Source organism: Flavobacterium ammonificans (genome assembly GCF_020886115.1).
Classification (GTDB): Bacteria; Bacteroidota; Bacteroidia; order Flavobacteriales; family Flavobacteriaceae; genus Flavobacterium; species Flavobacterium ammonificans.
Genome location: NZ_AP025185.1, coordinates 845,913 through 861,713, shown reverse-complemented (window position 1 = coordinate 861,713; position 15,801 = coordinate 845,913). Strand labels below are relative to the sequence as shown.

Annotated in this window: 15 protein-coding genes; 3 read left to right on the top strand and 12 right to left on the bottom strand. The window is 33.7% G+C overall.

Annotation, left to right across the window (positions count from 1 at the left end):
- The first annotated feature begins 8 nt into the window (after positions 1-8).
- A complete protein-coding gene (locus LPC20_RS03615; RefSeq protein ID WP_229326584.1) occupies positions 9-224 on the top strand; it encodes a hypothetical protein in 216 nt (71 codons plus the stop codon).
- Positions 225-305: 81 nt separating this feature from the next.
- Here LPC20_RS03615 and LPC20_RS03610 read toward each other — a convergent pair whose 3' ends face one another.
- The 3 genes from LPC20_RS03610 to LPC20_RS03600 form a co-directional block, all read right to left on the bottom strand.
- Positions 306-713, bottom strand: a complete 408-nt coding sequence (locus LPC20_RS03610; RefSeq protein WP_229326582.1) for a hypothetical protein — start codon at positions 711-713, stop codon at positions 306-308.
- Between the two features lie 51 nt (positions 714-764).
- Complete coding sequence (gene pheS, locus LPC20_RS03605; RefSeq protein ID WP_229326580.1) at positions 765-1,784, bottom strand: phenylalanine--tRNA ligase subunit alpha; 1,020 nt, start codon at positions 1,782-1,784, stop codon at positions 765-767.
- A 78-nt stretch (positions 1,785-1,862) separates the two neighbouring features.
- Entirely contained in the window at positions 1,863-2,219 is a 357-nt protein-coding gene (locus tag LPC20_RS03600; RefSeq protein WP_229326579.1) for a hypothetical protein, read from the bottom strand.
- Between the two features lie 136 nt (positions 2,220-2,355).
- Between LPC20_RS03600 and LPC20_RS03595 the strand changes: the two genes are divergently transcribed.
- Positions 2,356-2,859, top strand: a complete 504-nt coding sequence (locus LPC20_RS03595) for a CvpA family protein (RefSeq protein ID WP_229326578.1) — start codon at positions 2,356-2,358, stop codon at positions 2,857-2,859.
- A gap of 66 nt (positions 2,860-2,925) precedes the next feature.
- Here the strand turns inward: LPC20_RS03595 and LPC20_RS03590 are convergent, their stop codons facing one another.
- The 5 genes from LPC20_RS03590 to LPC20_RS03570 all read right to left on the bottom strand — a co-directional run bounded on the left by LPC20_RS03590 (position 2,926) and on the right by LPC20_RS03570 (position 10,144).
- On the bottom strand, positions 2,926-3,441 hold the full coding sequence (locus tag LPC20_RS03590) for a cupin domain-containing protein (RefSeq protein ID WP_229326577.1): 516 nt from the start codon (positions 3,439-3,441) through the stop codon (positions 2,926-2,928).
- A gap of 2 nt (positions 3,442-3,443) precedes the next feature.
- Positions 3,444-4,580: a glycerate kinase gene (locus LPC20_RS03585; protein WP_229326576.1), complete on the bottom strand. Its 1,137-nt coding sequence runs from the start codon at positions 4,578-4,580 to the stop codon at positions 3,444-3,446.
- 6 nt (positions 4,581-4,586) lie between these two features.
- Complete coding sequence (locus LPC20_RS03580; RefSeq protein ID WP_229326575.1) at positions 4,587-6,155, bottom strand: sodium:solute symporter family transporter; 1,569 nt, start codon at positions 6,153-6,155, stop codon at positions 4,587-4,589.
- 11 nt (positions 6,156-6,166) lie between these two features.
- Complete coding sequence (locus LPC20_RS03575) at positions 6,167-7,477, bottom strand: MGH1-like glycoside hydrolase domain-containing protein (protein ID WP_229326574.1); 1,311 nt, start codon at positions 7,475-7,477, stop codon at positions 6,167-6,169.
- A 72-nt stretch (positions 7,478-7,549) separates the two neighbouring features.
- Complete coding sequence (locus tag LPC20_RS03570; protein ID WP_229326573.1) at positions 7,550-10,144, bottom strand: TonB-dependent receptor; 2,595 nt, start codon at positions 10,142-10,144, stop codon at positions 7,550-7,552.
- Between the two features lie 158 nt (positions 10,145-10,302).
- Between LPC20_RS03570 and LPC20_RS03565 the strand changes: the two genes are divergently transcribed.
- Complete coding sequence (locus tag LPC20_RS03565; RefSeq protein ID WP_229326572.1) at positions 10,303-11,340, top strand: LacI family DNA-binding transcriptional regulator; 1,038 nt, start codon at positions 10,303-10,305, stop codon at positions 11,338-11,340.
- Positions 11,341-11,344: 4 nt separating this feature from the next.
- Here the strand turns inward: LPC20_RS03565 and LPC20_RS03560 are convergent, their stop codons facing one another.
- From LPC20_RS03560 to LPC20_RS03545, 4 genes are read right to left on the bottom strand one after another with little or no spacing between them, the layout of a single operon-like run.
- The gene (locus tag LPC20_RS03560) at positions 11,345-12,088 is read right to left on the bottom strand and encodes a tetratricopeptide repeat protein (RefSeq protein WP_229326570.1); all 744 of its coding nucleotides are present in this window, start codon (positions 12,086-12,088) and stop codon (positions 11,345-11,347) included.
- Between the two features lie 14 nt (positions 12,089-12,102).
- Positions 12,103-13,863: a BatD family protein gene (locus tag LPC20_RS03555; RefSeq protein ID WP_229326568.1), complete on the bottom strand. Its 1,761-nt coding sequence runs from the start codon at positions 13,861-13,863 to the stop codon at positions 12,103-12,105.
- Positions 13,864-13,896: 33 nt separating this feature from the next.
- Positions 13,897-14,679, bottom strand: coding sequence for a tetratricopeptide repeat protein (locus LPC20_RS03550; protein WP_420827830.1), 783 nt, complete (start codon positions 14,677-14,679; stop codon positions 13,897-13,899).
- Positions 14,663-15,697 carry a VWA domain-containing protein gene (locus LPC20_RS03545; protein ID WP_229326566.1) on the bottom strand — a complete coding sequence of 345 codons (1,035 nt, stop codon included), beginning with the start codon at positions 15,695-15,697 and terminating at the stop codon, positions 14,663-14,665. The genes LPC20_RS03550 and LPC20_RS03545 overlap by 17 nt, the downstream gene beginning before the upstream one ends.
- Positions 15,698-15,801: the final 104 nt, after the last annotated feature.

Sequence of the window (15,801 nt, the reverse complement as noted above, 5' to 3'; positions counted from 1 at the left end):
CAATAATTATGAGCGACAGATGGAAATATCAGGTTAAAACAGGCGTTTTTTGGGGACTTTTCATGATAGGGTTTTCTACTTGGTACCTGTCTGAAACCACGCCGCTTGCAGTCCAATTAGCAGACTATGGTTACTATTTTAGAGCCGTTGGTTATATTGTTTTTGGGGTTTTTGTGTTGGGCTATTCTAGCTGGACCGCTAAAAAACGCCGTGAAGGAAAATAGAATTTTAAACCATATAAAAGAAAAACCGCAGATTCACTGATTATACTAATTCCGCTGATCTGCAGTTTGTTGTAGGATATATTATCGAACAATTACGCCGTCTACAAATAGAATTGGCACTTCTTCCTGATTCGCTTCGTTTATACTATTTGCTTTGAAAATAAATTTCTTGTCATACAAAGTATTGCCTATAAAAAAAGTGACCATAAACTCATTGTTTAAAGCCAATACGCTTTTTTCAATCAATTCGATTTTAGCCACCGAAACCTCAGGGATTTCAGCAAAAGCATGACGCAAAAGCGAGGTTTTTTTCATTTCTCCATCAATGGTTCCAAATGCTTTAGAAACGACCATTACTCCGTCTAGTTGGAAATCAGAATCATTTACTAAATAAGCATACCAGACTTTTTCCATGAACTCATCGCTCCATTCTTGAACGACCGCCATGAAAACATTTTCTACTTCGGGGATGATGATGTCTTTCTTCATATTGTAAAAAACCCTTTCTAAATATTACTTCAAAAAGGGCGAATTATTTTTTTATACTATTGATTTGAATTGTTCCAAGAAACGAACGTCATTTTCGTAAAACATTCTAATATCTCCGATTTGGTATAGCAACATGGCAATACGTTCCACTCCCATTCCAAAAGCAAAACCATTGTACTCCTCTGGATCAATACCGCAATTTTTCAAAACATTAGGATCAACCATTCCGCAACCTCCAATTTCTAACCAACCTGTTCCTTTAGTAATACGGTAATCCGTTTCCGTTTTCAAGCCCCAATAAATATCGATCTCGGCACTTGGTTCTGTAAAAGGAAAATAAGACGGTCTCAAACGAATTTTTGACTTGCCAAACATCTCTTTGGTGAAATACAATAAGGTTTGTTTTAAATCAGCAAAAGAAACGTCTTTGTCGATATACAAGCCTTCTACTTGGTGGAAAATACAGTGGGAACGTGACGAAACCGCTTCGTTACGAAAAACACGCCCAGGAGAAATAGTTCTAATTGGCGGTTTGTTATTTTCCATATAACGCACTTGAACAGATGAAGTATGCGTACGCAATAAAATATCAGGATTGGTTTGAATAAAAAAAGTATCCTGCATATCTCTAGCCGGATGGTATTCTGGCAAGTTCAAGGCAGTAAAGTTGTGCCAATCGTCTTCGATTTCTGGACCTTCAGACACGTTAAAACCAACAGTAGAAAAAATATCGATGATTTGGTTTTTAACCAATGAAATTGGATGACGTGATCCTATCAAAACCGGCTCAGCAGCACGAGTTAAATCACCATAAAATCCTTTGCTTTCTTCTTTACTTTCTAAGGCTTCTTGAATAGACTTTACTTTGTCTTCAGCAGAGGTTTTTAATAAATTAATTACTTGTCCAAATTCTTTTTTCTGTTCATTAGGAACATTTTTAAATTCGGCAAATAACTCTTTTAAAAGTCCTTTACTTCCTAAAAATTTAATTCTGAAAGCTTCTAGTTCTGCTGGATCTTGTGAGGAAAACCCTTGTGCTTCGCTAATATATTCTTTTATCTTATCTATCATCCGTCTTTTGGTAAAGGTGCAAAATTACGTTTTTTTAGTGAAAAGTGAAACCTCGATTGGTATTTACTACTAACGCTCTTACTTAATTAATTCTCTTTCCAGAAAATAATTCACAATCGCCTCTTTCATTAATACCGATTGTTCTCCAGCTTTTAAAGGCGGTAATTCCTCTTTTACTTTGTAATGAGGCCAACCTTCTTCGTCGAAAAATTCAAATTCGTAATAGCCATACGGTTCTAGCAATCTACAAATAGCAATGTGCATCAGATTGAGTTTTTCGTCTTTCTTGAATTCGCGATGCAATTTTCCTAATTCTTGAATTCCTATTAAATAAATAATGGCATCCAAATCCAAATCTTCGCCTTGCGAAAACCGATCGGATAATATAGTTACAAGCTGTTCCCAGCGTTCTTTTAATTGTGCGTCTCTTGACATTGGATGTGCGATTTACGATTTACGATTTACGAATTGCAAAAAGAAACCAAATTTGAGCTACAAAGATAAGAAGTAGAAAATTGAGAATGGACAATCGACAATTCTTTTATCTTTGGGTTTTTTATACAATTCAACTATGGGTTTTTTAGACATTATTATTGGGACATTATTGATCTATGCAGCGTTCAAAGGCATTCAAAACGGACTTTTTGTAGAACTAGCTTCTTTTTTTTCTTTAATTGTAGGAATTTATTTGGCTTTCCAATTTTCGTCTATGGCAAAAACGGCACTTGCGGGAGTAGTCAAGTGGAATCCGTATTCCATCCAAGTTATTGCTTTTATCCTTACTTTTTTGGTAGTGATAATTGGTGTGTCTTTAGCAGGAAAGTTTTTGACTAAATTGGTAAGTTTCGCTTATTTGGGTTGGATCAACAAGGCTGGTGGTGGCTTTTTCAGAGTGCTAAAAACAGTTTTAATAGTGAGTATCTTTTTTAGTGTTTTCGAAAAGATCAATTACAATCATTTTTTAGCCAAAAAAGAAACTTTAGATCGTTCTATTTTCTTTAATCCAATTCAAAAAACAGCTGATTTTATTTTTCCTTCAATTCAGAAATTGTATCAAAAAGCGACTACGAAATAAAAATACCCGTTATAAATAACGGGTATAATCAATTCATTTTAAACAAACCATAACCATAAAAATGAACTATCTCCCAAAATCATCTTGAAGTCGAACTATGTCTTCTTCGTTAGATGGATTTTCTAAATCTGTATGTTGCCATATTTCTGCAATAACGGCCCAAGATTCAAGACCAATTAGTCTATGGCGCTCTTCTTTTTCTAACATAACACAATCGCCCGTAACAAGAATTTGACTTGGATTTTCACTGTCATTCATACTACTCACAAAACCCACTTGTCCGTTAATTACTTTCCAAATTTCTGACCTTCGGTAATGAAATTGCCAGGACAAACGCTCTTTTGGAGCTACGATTAATATTTTAGGACTCAATTTAGCAGTAACTTGGATTTCTGACATTTTTAAATGAGGAAAGAAAACGGATGCAAAATAACTGGCTTGATTTTCATCAATTACAAAAAAACCTCCCCAAGGTCTGGACTGATCTTGATTGGATATTTTAAATTCATTTTGCTTTAAAAAATGCTGTACTTTATTAAATACTGAGTCTTTATTGTCTTCTGAATGTATTTCTAAAATCATTATTAATTATTTTTATTACTAGTAAATTGCTGAATCAAATGAAATCCAATGTCATTTAAATATTTTGAAGCTTCTGCTATTGCCTCTTTTTGAGTAACGCCTGTCTCCATTATGGAATACATTGCGTTTGGATTCAATTCATTTTGTATTTGTTTGACGTCCTTAGCGATGCCGGAAACAATAATAAAAGGGATATTAAATAAAGAAGCTTTACTAGCAACTCCACTAACTACCTTACCTTCTATTGTTTGTTTGTCTACACTGCCTTCTCCTGTAATAATTAAGTCAATATCAGAATTAACTATTGTATTAAAATTAGTATGCTCCATAACAAAATCAATTCCCGATTGAAGTTTTGCATTTAAAAAACAAATGGCTCCAGCTCCTAATCCACCAGCAGCTCCAGCTCCTGGAATTGTAGCAATCTTTTTATCTAAAAACAATTCTACTTGATTACTAAAATTAATTAATCCTTGATTTAATTGATCCACTTGTGATGATGTAGCTCCTTTTTGAGATGCATAAATATAGGCAGCCCCATTAGGTCCGTATAATTCGTTTTTCACATCACAGATAACCGTGCATTTAATAGAATTAAGGTCAATCTTCAGATTTTTTCTTTCTATACTATTAATATTAATAAGTTCTTTCCCTATGGGCTCAACTATTTGATTGTTAATGTCATAAAATTCATAACCTAATGCTGAAGCCATTCCAATACCGGCATCATTTGTAGCGCTACCACCAATAAATAATATTATATTTTTAAACCCATTATTAACTGCATCTAGAATTAATTCTCCCGTTCCATAGGTACTTGTATAAAAACAATTTCTCTCATTTTCAGAAAGTAATTGAAGTCCTGAAGCGGTGGCCATTTCAATGTAAGCAGTATCATTACTGACCAAATACGTTGCCTCGCAAGGCTGAAATAAGGGATTATTTACAATTACGTTTCTCTCCTTTAATTTGAAAAAATCATTTAGAATTGTTAAAGTACCTTCGCCGCCATCGGCTAATGGATGTTTGATAATTTCAACGGATTGATCAAACCTTTTTATGCCTTTTTCGATAGCATTGCATACATCGACTGCAGAGAGTGACCCTTTGAATTTATCAGGAGCTAATATTATTTTCATTTTTAGTTAGGGTTTAACTAACACAATTGGCAATAAATAACAGAACGTAAGAATCAACAAGAAAAACACAAACAAAATTATATTCTCTTTAACTAATAATTTTCCTAAAGTGATCTTAGAATTTGATGCGTTGTTTTGTTGAGGTAAAATAAAACTAATTAAAGTCCCTAAAAATAAGGTTACTAATGCACCAATGGCATTCCACCAAAACCAGAAAATATTTTCAAAAAACAACCAAATCACTACATTAGTTAATACCCCACAAACAAGTCCTATATTCGCTGCCGTAGCTTTAATCTTGTTCCCAATAATTGCCAATAAAAACATCGCTAGGATTGGACCATAAAACATGGATCCGATTTTGTTTATTGCTTCAATTACCGTTTTAGCAATATCGCCAACATAAAAAGCAAAAAACATGGTTAATAAACCCCATCCTAAACCAGTTAACTTACTATATAGTACATATTTCTTTCCAGAAGTATCCCATTTTTTGGTAACAAAATCTTCCATAGTAACTGCACTAAGAGAATTCAATGTGGAGCTATAAGCAGACATTCCTGCTGCAATTATTGCAACCACTATAACTCCAATTATACCATGCGGAAGATAGTTAGTGATAAATAATGGAATCATTAAATCTGGTTTTTCTGCCGGAATAAGATTGGCGAAATTTTGATTCGAATTCGCAAATGCTCCTAAAATTAATCCTCCAAAACAGTAGGCTAAAGTGATAGGAAATCTAAATAAACCGTTGAAGAGTAATAATTTTTTTACTGTCAACTCGTTTTTAGCAGATAATAATCTTTGAACCTGAATTTGATCAGTTCCATAGTAAGAAGTATATAGAAATATACCCCCGAAAAGCATCGGAAAAAAACCATACTCTGATCCGTCAAATCCTGACTTTGAAAAGTCAATAACAGTAAGTCGGTCATAATCTAAATGGGTTAGGAAATTACCCCAGCCACCAATATAATATAGTCCTGCAATAATGATAATGATTATTCCCATAAATTTTATAATCATTTGTGCCACTTCGCTATAAACGATAGCTTTCATTCCTCCTTCAAGAGAATAAATAATTGTAATGAATCCTACAATTACCATAGTTTGCCAAAAAGAAATTTGCAAAATGGAAGACAAAATTAATCCAACTGCATATATGGTTACCCCAGTAGCAAAAGACCTACTAATTAAAAACATACTACTAATTAAAAGCCTTGATGTTCTATTAAATCTTTTTTCTAAAAATTCGTAAACACTTACAATACCCGAATTATAAAGAACAGGTCCAATAATAGTAATTAAAATAATCATTGCTATAGGAACTCCAAATTCAAAAGTGAGCCATTGCATCCCTCCTCCTTCTCTCAATCCAACAAATGCTGGAGCAGAAACAAAACTGATTACGGAAAGTTGTGTTGCCATAGTAGATAAGCAAAGGCTAAACCACCCAAAACTTTTACCTCCTAGAAAATAATCATTGCTCTCTGAATTTTTTTTAAACCGTATTCCTAAATAGACCATTAAGGCTAAATAGATAATTACAATTAGATAATCAATCGAATTCATATTTCCTATTTTTAATTGTTAATTAGATCTAAATATAAAGCAGCCGTCCATGAAAAATCACTTCCGCCATAACCGCCATTTTCAAATTCATATACTTCTTTATTGGGGTTAAAGTACTCATAAAATCCCGCTTTTGAAATTAACTCTAAGCTGTCAGACTTAATTTTATTTGCCAACTCATCGTGGCCATAGTCCAACAACCCATAATACAAAAACCAATTCATATTAATCCAAACAGGACCTCTCCAGTATTTCTTTGGATTAAAACGATCACTTTCTGGATCAAATGATGCACATAAATAGCGATTCTCACCGCCAAACTTATCTAACATGGTTGCTACGATATTTGCAGCTTGCTCTTTTGAAGGTATTCCTGCATATAATGGAGCAAAAGAAGACGAACTTATTTGATTGATGTATTTTTCATTTCTTAAATCATAATACACATAAGCCCCTAAATCAGCATTATATAATTTATCATTAAATGAATTTATACTTTTCGTTTGCCATTCTTTCAATTGTTTGATTTTATCTTCATTCCCTCCAATAATTTGATAAAGATTAATCAAGGATTGATTTGATTTGATTAACAAGGTATTAAAAAGAGGATCTTGAACCAAAAAAGGTGAAAGTTCTGCAATTTTTTTATCATCGTAATTATGCTCTTTAGCTATATCGATAATATGTAAATAATGATCGTATTCTCTGTTGGTAGGTCGCTCTGAAGGATCTACTATTTTAATATCTTTCCTTTCAACTTTATATTCGGGAGGATTCATTGTTAACCATATATCATCCCATACAGGCGAGTTATCTGTACCTGATTCCCAATTGTGATAAATGTATACTAATCCTTCATTTTTTGGATCTCTACAGCTGTAAAAATAGTTATGACTATTATATACTTTATCGATATTATCTTTTATAAAATCTAAAATATCCTTTTTGTCTTTTGCAATATGATATATTTTTTCAAGTGTAAATCCTACTACAGGTGGCTGAGTCATTCCTGTTGATGGATAATTTTTATTTGACAAAGGATTTAACTCTGCTTGATGGAAATCGGGACCTGGAAAATAGGTGTCGCTTTCTTGATGAAAAACGATGTGTGGAATAAATCCATTTAACCATTGGGAGCTCAGCAAACTAGTGATTTCCGTTTTGGCTTTCTCTATGTCATAGTGTGCGTATCCAATTGCAATAAATCCCGCATCCCATTTCCATTGAAATGGATATAAACCTTTACATGGAATTGTATAGCCTCCTGGTTGAGAATTTGTATTTAGAATGTTTTGAGCTTGTTCAATTAATCCAATTGACATAGTATTTAGGTTTTATAAAAGATGCCTAGATATAATATCTAGGCATCTTAAAAATTTATTTAAATTATTACACTAGAAGTTAAAAGTTAAATTAACAACTGCTGTTCTAGGAATGATTGGTCGGCCTACGAAAAACTCTTCTTCCGTTTGGTTCTCACCAAGTCTTGGAGATCCTTCTGTAATTCCAGCTGAATTAAATAAGTTAAATGACTGTACTCCTAATCTTAATGTTTCTTTTTCATTGCCAACTTTAAAAGTATATCCTATACCTAAATCAACAATTCCAAAACCGTCTAATTTGATTGTATTAGCATCGTTAGTGAATTTATCCCCTGCATAATTATAATCAAGGTTTAAATCAAAGTTAGATTTGTCATAAGAAAACCCAAGTTTTCCCATAAAATCAGGCTGTCTTGCAATTTTATTTCCTACAAATAAAGGATTGTTTTCAGATTTTGTTAACTCATGCTTTTGATAAGTAAATCCACCATTAAAAGAGAATCCCTCAGTGAATCTCCAATTCCATGTTCCTTCAATTCCATAGGATTCAGTGTCTTGCATATCTACTTTTTCAATAAAGCCTCCTGGATTTGCAGGATCGTTTATAAATTGTACATTCCTTCTGTCTGATAAATTCGCAGAGTACAAAGCAAGTGTCCCAGAAAAAGTACCATTACCATATTTTACCCCTGCTTCAGATTGAATGATTTTTTCAGGAGAATATGTAGCTGGTTGATCTAAAGCATTGAATCTCACAGAACGTAATTCAGGAAAGAAATACCCTTTAGAGTAGTTAGCGTAAGCACTTAAATTTGAGTTTACTTTATATAGTGCTGCTAAAGAGATTGCATAATCATCAGTTGAAACTTTAGCGCGCTGAAATGCTCCTGTTCCCCATTGAACTACATCTATTCCTGGTATACCCGTATTTCCTGAAGTAAAATTGGCTGTTTTTTCATTTTCAATTGTCCCCGAAACCGATTCGTGTCTAATCCCAAAATCAAAATTCCATTTTTCTAATTTAATTTGATCTGTTAAAAAGAATGCTAATTTATTGCTAGTTAGATTTCTATTCAAATACGATGTTCCTGTATTAGTAACTCCGTTTCTAGTGTAACCAGATAGATTAATTAACTGAGGTGTATTAGTATACTCACTCAAATAACTAGTTGTAATATTTAAATCTCCAGCAGAAGATCTAGACATGAATGTCCCCCCTGTTAATGTATGATTATTGATCTTTTTAATAACTTTAACTTCTGAAACCAATTCATCTAAAGGACGAATTCTATCTACAATTCTGTTCTCATACAAACGTGCACTAGCTGGTAATGCTTGCCCATTTAAATAAGTGAAGTTTCCTGATGTTAATCTTCTAGCAGCCTTATATTGGCTTTGAGTTTCTACCGCTTTCGCTCCTGAAACACCACTTCCATCAGTAAAAAAGTTAAATTGATGATCGTATTTAGACTTTCTAACTTTAGTGTCTATAGTAAAGCTATCAGAGAAATTATGTATAAAGTTTGTCATAAAGTATCCACCCTTAGTAGCAACACCATCTCTTATTCTAGATGTAAATATACCATCTGGTGTAGCGTAAGAAATATTAGAAACTGCAGCGGTTTGAAGCGTGATAATCTCTTTACCATCACTTCCTATAGGTCTTTCTCTTGACCCTCCGATAAGTGGGTAAGGTAGAAAAAATTGAACTTTGTCATCAATAATTTGACCAGAGAAAGTAATCGAACCCTTTTCGGTAACTTTTTTCACATTAGCTCTTATTTGATACCCTTCCGTTGGCAAACCAGTTTTGATTGGGCCTTCGTCATATCTATAAAATCCTGTTAATGCATAAAATAAATTTGAATCTTTCCCTCCTAATTGACCACTAGAAAGAAAGTCTGCTTTATATCTTGAATTATTACCTGTTTCAACTCTCAAAATATTTTTTGCCTCTTCTGAACCCGTTTCACTTGTATAGTTAATAATACCAGCTACTGATCCTGCTCCGTGAAGAACTGAAGAGCCTCCACGAACAAATTCCAAGCTCTTCATCCCAATATCCGTTCTAAAATAAACATCATGCGCAGATGAGTTCAAACCGAAAGTAGAAAGAACTGGCATTCCGTCAATTTGCAATGGGTTAAACTGAAATTGTCCTCCAGATGGTAAACCTCTAACAAAAACGTTAGACGCAACCTCACCACCACCATTTTCTGTTGTGATTCCAGGTACACTTCTTAAAATATTAGCTTGGCTACTTGTATTTAACTTAATTAAATCTTTTGCACTAAATGAAGTAATAGACAATGGTGTTTCTTTTTGAGAACGTTTAACCGATGTAGCAGTCATTACTACCTCGTTTAAAGTTTCTGAACTTTCTTTCATTACGAAATTTAAAGTACTATTAGAAGACACATCTAAACTCTTTGTTTGAGATAAAAAACCTAAGTAAGTTACCTTAATTTTTTGGATTCCCTTTAAATTGGTTACTACTGAAAATTTTCCATCAACATCCGTAGAAGTTGCAGCATTGCTCCCAACAATAAGAACATTTACCTGTGGGAGAGGATTGTTTTTTTCATCAGTCACGACTCCCTTGACTGTTGTTTGTGAGTAGGAACTAATTCCTATCAAAAGAATAATTACTTTGATAAAATTTTTCATAATTTTTGGTTGATTAAATTAATGCTATTTGCTTGTCAAAACTATGTGGGTTTAACATAAAAAGATTCTCAATTATTGCAAAATAATTACGCAAACGTTTGCACAAACGTTTGCGGAAATAAAAAGAATTACATAATTTAGATTTTTAATTTGATTCTATGTCTAAAAAAAACATTGTTACTTTAAAGAAGATAGCTACCGATCTAGGCTTATCTATATCTACTATTTCAAGATCGTTAAATGATCATCCAGACATTAGTGACGAAACTAAAGAAAGAGTGAAATCGTATGCCAATAAAATTAAATACATCCCCAATTTATTTGCAAAAGGGTTTAGATCCCATAAATCAAATATTATAGGTGTCATAATTCCAAATATAGAGCATAGCTTTACCGCTACTTTATTGCGAGGAATTATTCAAAATGCCGAGATAAATGGATTCCGGGTTATTATTTGCGAATCATTTAATGACGAACAAAAACAATCGGAATTAATGGAAACAATGATTCAATTTGGAGTAGATGGCATCTTATTGTCATTAACAAAAAAAACAAAAAACGTAGATGAAATTCTAGAAATGATGGAACATATTCCATTGATTATGTTTGATCGAATTTCATCTAAAGTTCCTTGTACTCAAATTGTAATTGACGATGAAGACGCCTCCTATAAAGCTGTTCAACATTTAATAAATGTGGGTAAAACAAAAATTGCAATTATTAAAGAATCAGACACTTCGAATATATCTGAGAGAAGATACCAAGGCTACTTAAAAGCATTAAAAGAAAATCAGATTATCATTAATGAAGATTTGATTATGAGTAGCGAGAATCTTTCAATTGAAGAAGGAAGGAGACTTACAAGAAATCTTTTAAGCTGTCAAGAAGTTCCGGATGCTATCTTCACAATAAGCGATGAAGCCGGAATTGGTGCTATTCAAGAATTGAAAAAACATAAAATAAAAATTCCTGAAGAAATAGCAGTTGTTGGTTTTAGTAATTCAAAATTTTGTACAATAATTAAACCAAATCTTACTAGTGTTGATCAGCCTGGAAATAGAATTGGGAAACTTTCTGTAGACTATTTGATTGAAGAGATTAACTCCCCAAGCACAATAATTCATAAAACAATAGAGATAAAAACAAATCTAATTATTAGGAAATCTTCATTTAAACCAAATATTAATATGAAATAAACCCTTATTTCACTTCTCTGATAGCTCCAGACTCAATCCAACCTTCAGTGCCGTCTGTAAGTTCAATTTTTTTCCATTTCCCCAAGATTTCTTTTACAAAGACTTTAGTTCCTTCGTGTAAAATAAAAGTAGCTGGACTAGCTTTTTGAGGTTCGCTCTTCACTTCAGTAACTTCCGCAAAAACGATGGCTGGTCGGTCCGTTACAAAATGATTTCTTTCAAAAATAGCAGCTCCAACACTAACTAATAAAAATAAAACCCATACAAACATTCCAAAAAAGAAAATGCGTTTTAATACGGCAGCAAGCGAAAAATAGTAACCAATAAAAAATCCTAAAAACATCAATCCAAAGACAATAGAAATCCAAGCCCAAGTATTGTAATGATACATCCCTGTAAAATCATGAAGTAGTTTGGCAAAACCCACTTTCGGAACTTCTTTTACCTCATCAATGGTTAGTTTTTGAGCAAATTTTAGGTTGTTTGCTATATCTGCATCTTCAGGAGCCAACACCAATGCTTTCTCATAGTTGTAGATTGAGGGCGCCACTTTATTCAATTTATAGTAACAATTTCCTAAATTGAAATACAAGTCCGCTGATTGCTGACGCGAATCCAACACACTTTCATAGGCTTGAATCGCTTGTTCGTATTGCCCTTTTTGATACAAAACATTCCCTTTTTCAAATCCGCTTTGAGCGAATAAAAAAGAAGAGATGAACAAAAATATGTAAACTAAATGTTTCATTGTGTCCTTAGTGTTTAAACAATCTGTTTTTCCAATTCTGAAATAATCACCACTGCTTTATCAAAATCATTTTGAATTGACGTGCTTGAGGCTGGTGCATAACGAGCCAACTCACAACTTTCTGTCAAGGCAATAAAATCAGTAACTACATCTGGATTGGCATTGCGAGACAACAACAATTCTTGAATGTTGTCTTTACTCATTTCCGAAGTTTCAATATGCAATTTGGCTTTCAAGAAATTGTGCATTGCTTTTTCCAAAGCCACATAAAACGGCTCTTTATTATGGATTTGTTTTTTGGCTTCTGACAAATATTTTTTAGCCAATCGGTTGTTCATTCGGATTCTGTTTCCAGTCACATCGCTATCTAATGCTTTTTTTCTTTTTCTAAGAAGTACTAGTATTGGTAATGCAATAAATGGCACTGCCAACAAAATATAATACCATAGCGATCCAAAGAAATCTTGGCGTTTTAATGGTTCTAATTCTGTTTTCAATTTAATGAATTTGAACTGCTCTGCTTTTTCAATTTTGTTTTTATTTCCAGCTGAATTCGATGCTACCGCATTTGTAGCTGTAGGTCCGTCCAAAACATTAATCAGTATTTCCTTTGATGTTAGCGTTTTATAGCTTCCTGAACTTAAGTCAAAATAACTAAACTGCATTGGCTTAACAATATATTTTCCTTTGTATTGAGGTACAATTGTATAACTATCCGAGATTTTTCCTAACATTCCTGATAAACCAGTATTGACTGCTTCTTTATGAACCGCATCGTACATTTCGAGAGCATTAGGAACTACTGGTTTAGGCAAATCAAATAATTTTAAATTTCCTTTCCCACTAACACTCACAACCAAATCTAAACTTTCTCCGTTTTTTAAATCCGTTTTAGTAGGCGTTACTTTAAAATCAAAATTACCAACTGCTCCAGTAAATCCTTCTGGTTTTCCAGCTTCAGGAAGTGCTTTTACCATTATCGTTTTGGTTCCTGCTGAAACGCGTTTGTTGCCTTCGGTAATCATTACACGACCAAACATATCTCTACGATTAGTTGGCAATTGCACATCAATATCTAGTGCTAATGGTTCAATCTTTAGACGCCCTGATTTTTGAGGATACAATACTGTTTTACGTAAGGTTACATAACGATAACGTTGTCCTTTGAACATTCCTTCTTCGGCAACTAACTGCTTGATGTCAATATTCTGACTCCAAAAATCATTGTATTTCGGTTTGTCTAATTCACGCCAATTGGAGATTCCAATATTGTAGCTGAAATACAATTTGTACACCACCGTTATCGGTTCGTTGATATACGGATTGGTTTTAGAAATATCGGCGACAAGGTAGATATTATTGTCGGCTGAAATTTGTGGTGCATTCGGATCGTTTGGATCGGCTTGTTGTTGTACTGGACTAGTAACTGTAACTCGAACAGGAGCCGTTTTATACAATTGTCCATTGAACTCAATGACCGCCTGTTTGATCACCAAATTCCCTTTTTGCAAAGGCAATAAAAAATAAGAGTATACTTTTTCAAACGAACTTCGTCCGTTAATCCACGATTGACTAATTTGCTGACTGGGTCCTGCAATTACTCGAAAACCTTCGAAATTGGGTTGAACAAAATTATCTCCGTCTACATTCATTATAAAATCTACTCGAAGTCTTTCGTTGAGTCCGAGCGTGTTTCTACTGACTTTTGCCTCAAATTCTACCTGAGCCAGAAGTCCTTGGAAACTGATTAATAATAGCAGTATGTATTTTTTCATTATTTATAAAATGGCATTCTTATTTCAAATTACTTACCAGTCTTTTTCTGTTTGAACTGGTTTTCCTTTTACTTTTTGGGCATTAACTTTATTTTGAACTTTCTTTTCTTCATTATTCACGGCGTCCAATAAATTTTGAACGCGTTGTTGTGAAATTCCACCTGGATTAGGTTTAGGCTGACCTTGATTCTTGGAAGAGTCGTCTTTCTTTTCTTTATCTCCCTGATTTTCTTTTTTATCTTTATTTTGATCGCCTTTATCCTTGTTCTTATCTTTATTTTCTCCGTCTTTCTTGTCGTCTTTTTTATCCTTGTCTTTGTTCTTGTCCTTGTTTTTGTCTTTATCTTTATTCTTGTCGTCTTTTGGTGGATTGTCTTTTAGCATTTTTTTTGCCAAAGCATAATTGTATCGCGTTTCTTCATCTTCAGGATTATTGCGAAGCGCATTTTTATAGGCTTCGACCGCCTGTGAATAATTCTTCTCTTTCATAAACACATTACCAAGATTGTGAAGGGCTTTGTGTTTTTGAGGATAGGTTCTAATTGTTTTTAAAGCATTGGCAAATGCTATTTTGGATTCCGAAAACTGGTTTTGACGATAAATTGCATTTCCTAAGTTATAGGATGCAACCGTTCTTCTTGGAAATTTAGAATGTGAAATTCTATAGTTGGCTTCGGCATCGGCATAGTTTTTTGCTGCAAACTCTTCATTCGCTTTTGGCAAAAGAGCGTCTTTCTCTTGGGCTGTAATCGCCAAAGAAAACACGAGCAAAATCGATACAATTACCTTTTTCATCATTTTATTGTTCCTTTTCATTAAACAAATTGAGTCGGTTTACCCATTTAGTTTTGCGTTCCAATAGAAAAACATCTGCAAACAACAACACAAATGCAAATCCTAAAAACCACTGAAATTGCGACTGAAAATCGGCCATTTGAGTAGCTTCAAATTCGGTTTTTTCAATGTTGTTTAAGGCGTTTTTCACATAGTCAATCACCTCTTTTGTATTAGCTCCATTGGCATAACCACCTTTAGTCGCTTTTGCAATGGCGGTCAAACTTTCTGAGTTCAATTTGGTAATAACTACTTCGTTATTACTATCTCTTTTTAAGCCTTCCATTACACCATTACGACGCAACGGAATAGTTCCACCATTTGGAGTTCCTACTCCTATTGTTATGATTTTAATGCCCAATTTATTAGCTTCTTCCGCAGCAGCTTCAGCGCCCTCAGAATGATCTTCTCCATCCGAAACTAAAATCAATAACTTGCTCGTTTTTTTATCATCAAAATAGGTGGCTGACAATCGTATCGCTTCATCCAAAGAAGTTCCAACAGATGAAACCATATCGGTATTCATGCTTTGTAGAAACATTTTGGCAACACTATAATCGGTTGTAATAGGCAAGACAGGAAACGAACTCCCCGCGTAAGCTACAATCCCTATTCTGTCGTTACCCAATTGATTAATAATTTGAGAAACCAATTGTTTGCTTTTCTCTAAACGGCTAGGAGCTACATCTTCGCAGAGCATACTTTTAGATACATCTATTGCAAAAACAATATCGATCCCTTCGCGTTTAACGGTTTCCATTTTAGTTCCAACTTTTGGATTGACCAAGCCCAAAATCAAAGCTGCTAATGCCAAAAGTAAGACCCCTAATTTTAAAATCGGTTTGAATACCGAACTATCTGGACTCAATCGTTGTACCAATTCTAAGTCGCCAAATTCACGTTGCTTTTTTCGCTTCCAATATTGATTGAAAAGAAAAACCAACACCAAAATTGGTAGTAGGAAAAGTAAGTACAAATATTTTTTCTCGTCTAATTCCATTATTGAATTTCTCTTTTTAACCACTAAGTTCACTAAGTAATTACACTAAGTTCACTATTTTCTATGTTGTATATTCAAAATCTACTGTGTGCCCTGTGCGTTCC

Bases quoted from the DNA above. Each gene is read 5' to 3' on its own strand.
- LPC20_RS03615 (WP_229326584.1), top strand. From the start codon at position 9: ATGAGCGACAGATGGAAATATCAGGTTAAAACAGGCGTTTTTTGGGGA.
- LPC20_RS03610 (WP_229326582.1), bottom strand. From the start codon at position 713: ATGAAGAAAGACATCATCATCCCCGAAGTAGAAAATGTTTTCATGGCG.
- pheS (WP_229326580.1), bottom strand. From the start codon at position 1,784: ATGATAGATAAGATAAAAGAATATATTAGCGAAGCACAAGGGTTTTCC.
- LPC20_RS03600 (WP_229326579.1), bottom strand. From the start codon at position 2,219: ATGTCAAGAGACGCACAATTAAAAGAACGCTGGGAACAGCTTGTAACT.
- LPC20_RS03595 (WP_229326578.1), top strand. From the start codon at position 2,356: ATGGGTTTTTTAGACATTATTATTGGGACATTATTGATCTATGCAGCG.
- LPC20_RS03590 (WP_229326577.1), bottom strand. From the start codon at position 3,441: ATGATTTTAGAAATACATTCAGAAGACAATAAAGACTCAGTATTTAAT.
- LPC20_RS03585 (WP_229326576.1), bottom strand. From the start codon at position 4,580: ATGAAAATAATATTAGCTCCTGATAAATTCAAAGGGTCACTCTCTGCA.
- LPC20_RS03580 (WP_229326575.1), bottom strand. From the start codon at position 6,155: ATGAATTCGATTGATTATCTAATTGTAATTATCTATTTAGCCTTAATG.
- LPC20_RS03575 (WP_229326574.1), bottom strand. From the start codon at position 7,477: ATGTCAATTGGATTAATTGAACAAGCTCAAAACATTCTAAATACAAAT.
- LPC20_RS03570 (WP_229326573.1), bottom strand. From the start codon at position 10,144: ATGAAAAATTTTATCAAAGTAATTATTCTTTTGATAGGAATTAGTTCC.
- LPC20_RS03565 (WP_229326572.1), top strand. From the start codon at position 10,303: ATGTCTAAAAAAAACATTGTTACTTTAAAGAAGATAGCTACCGATCTA.
- LPC20_RS03560 (WP_229326570.1), bottom strand. From the start codon at position 12,088: ATGAAACATTTAGTTTACATATTTTTGTTCATCTCTTCTTTTTTATTC.
- LPC20_RS03555 (WP_229326568.1), bottom strand. From the start codon at position 13,863: ATGAAAAAATACATACTGCTATTATTAATCAGTTTCCAAGGACTTCTG.
- LPC20_RS03550 (WP_420827830.1), bottom strand. From the start codon at position 14,679: ATGAAAAGGAACAATAAAATGATGAAAAAGGTAATTGTATCGATTTTG.
- LPC20_RS03545 (WP_229326566.1), bottom strand. From the start codon at position 15,697: ATGGAATTAGACGAGAAAAAATATTTGTACTTACTTTTCCTACTACCA.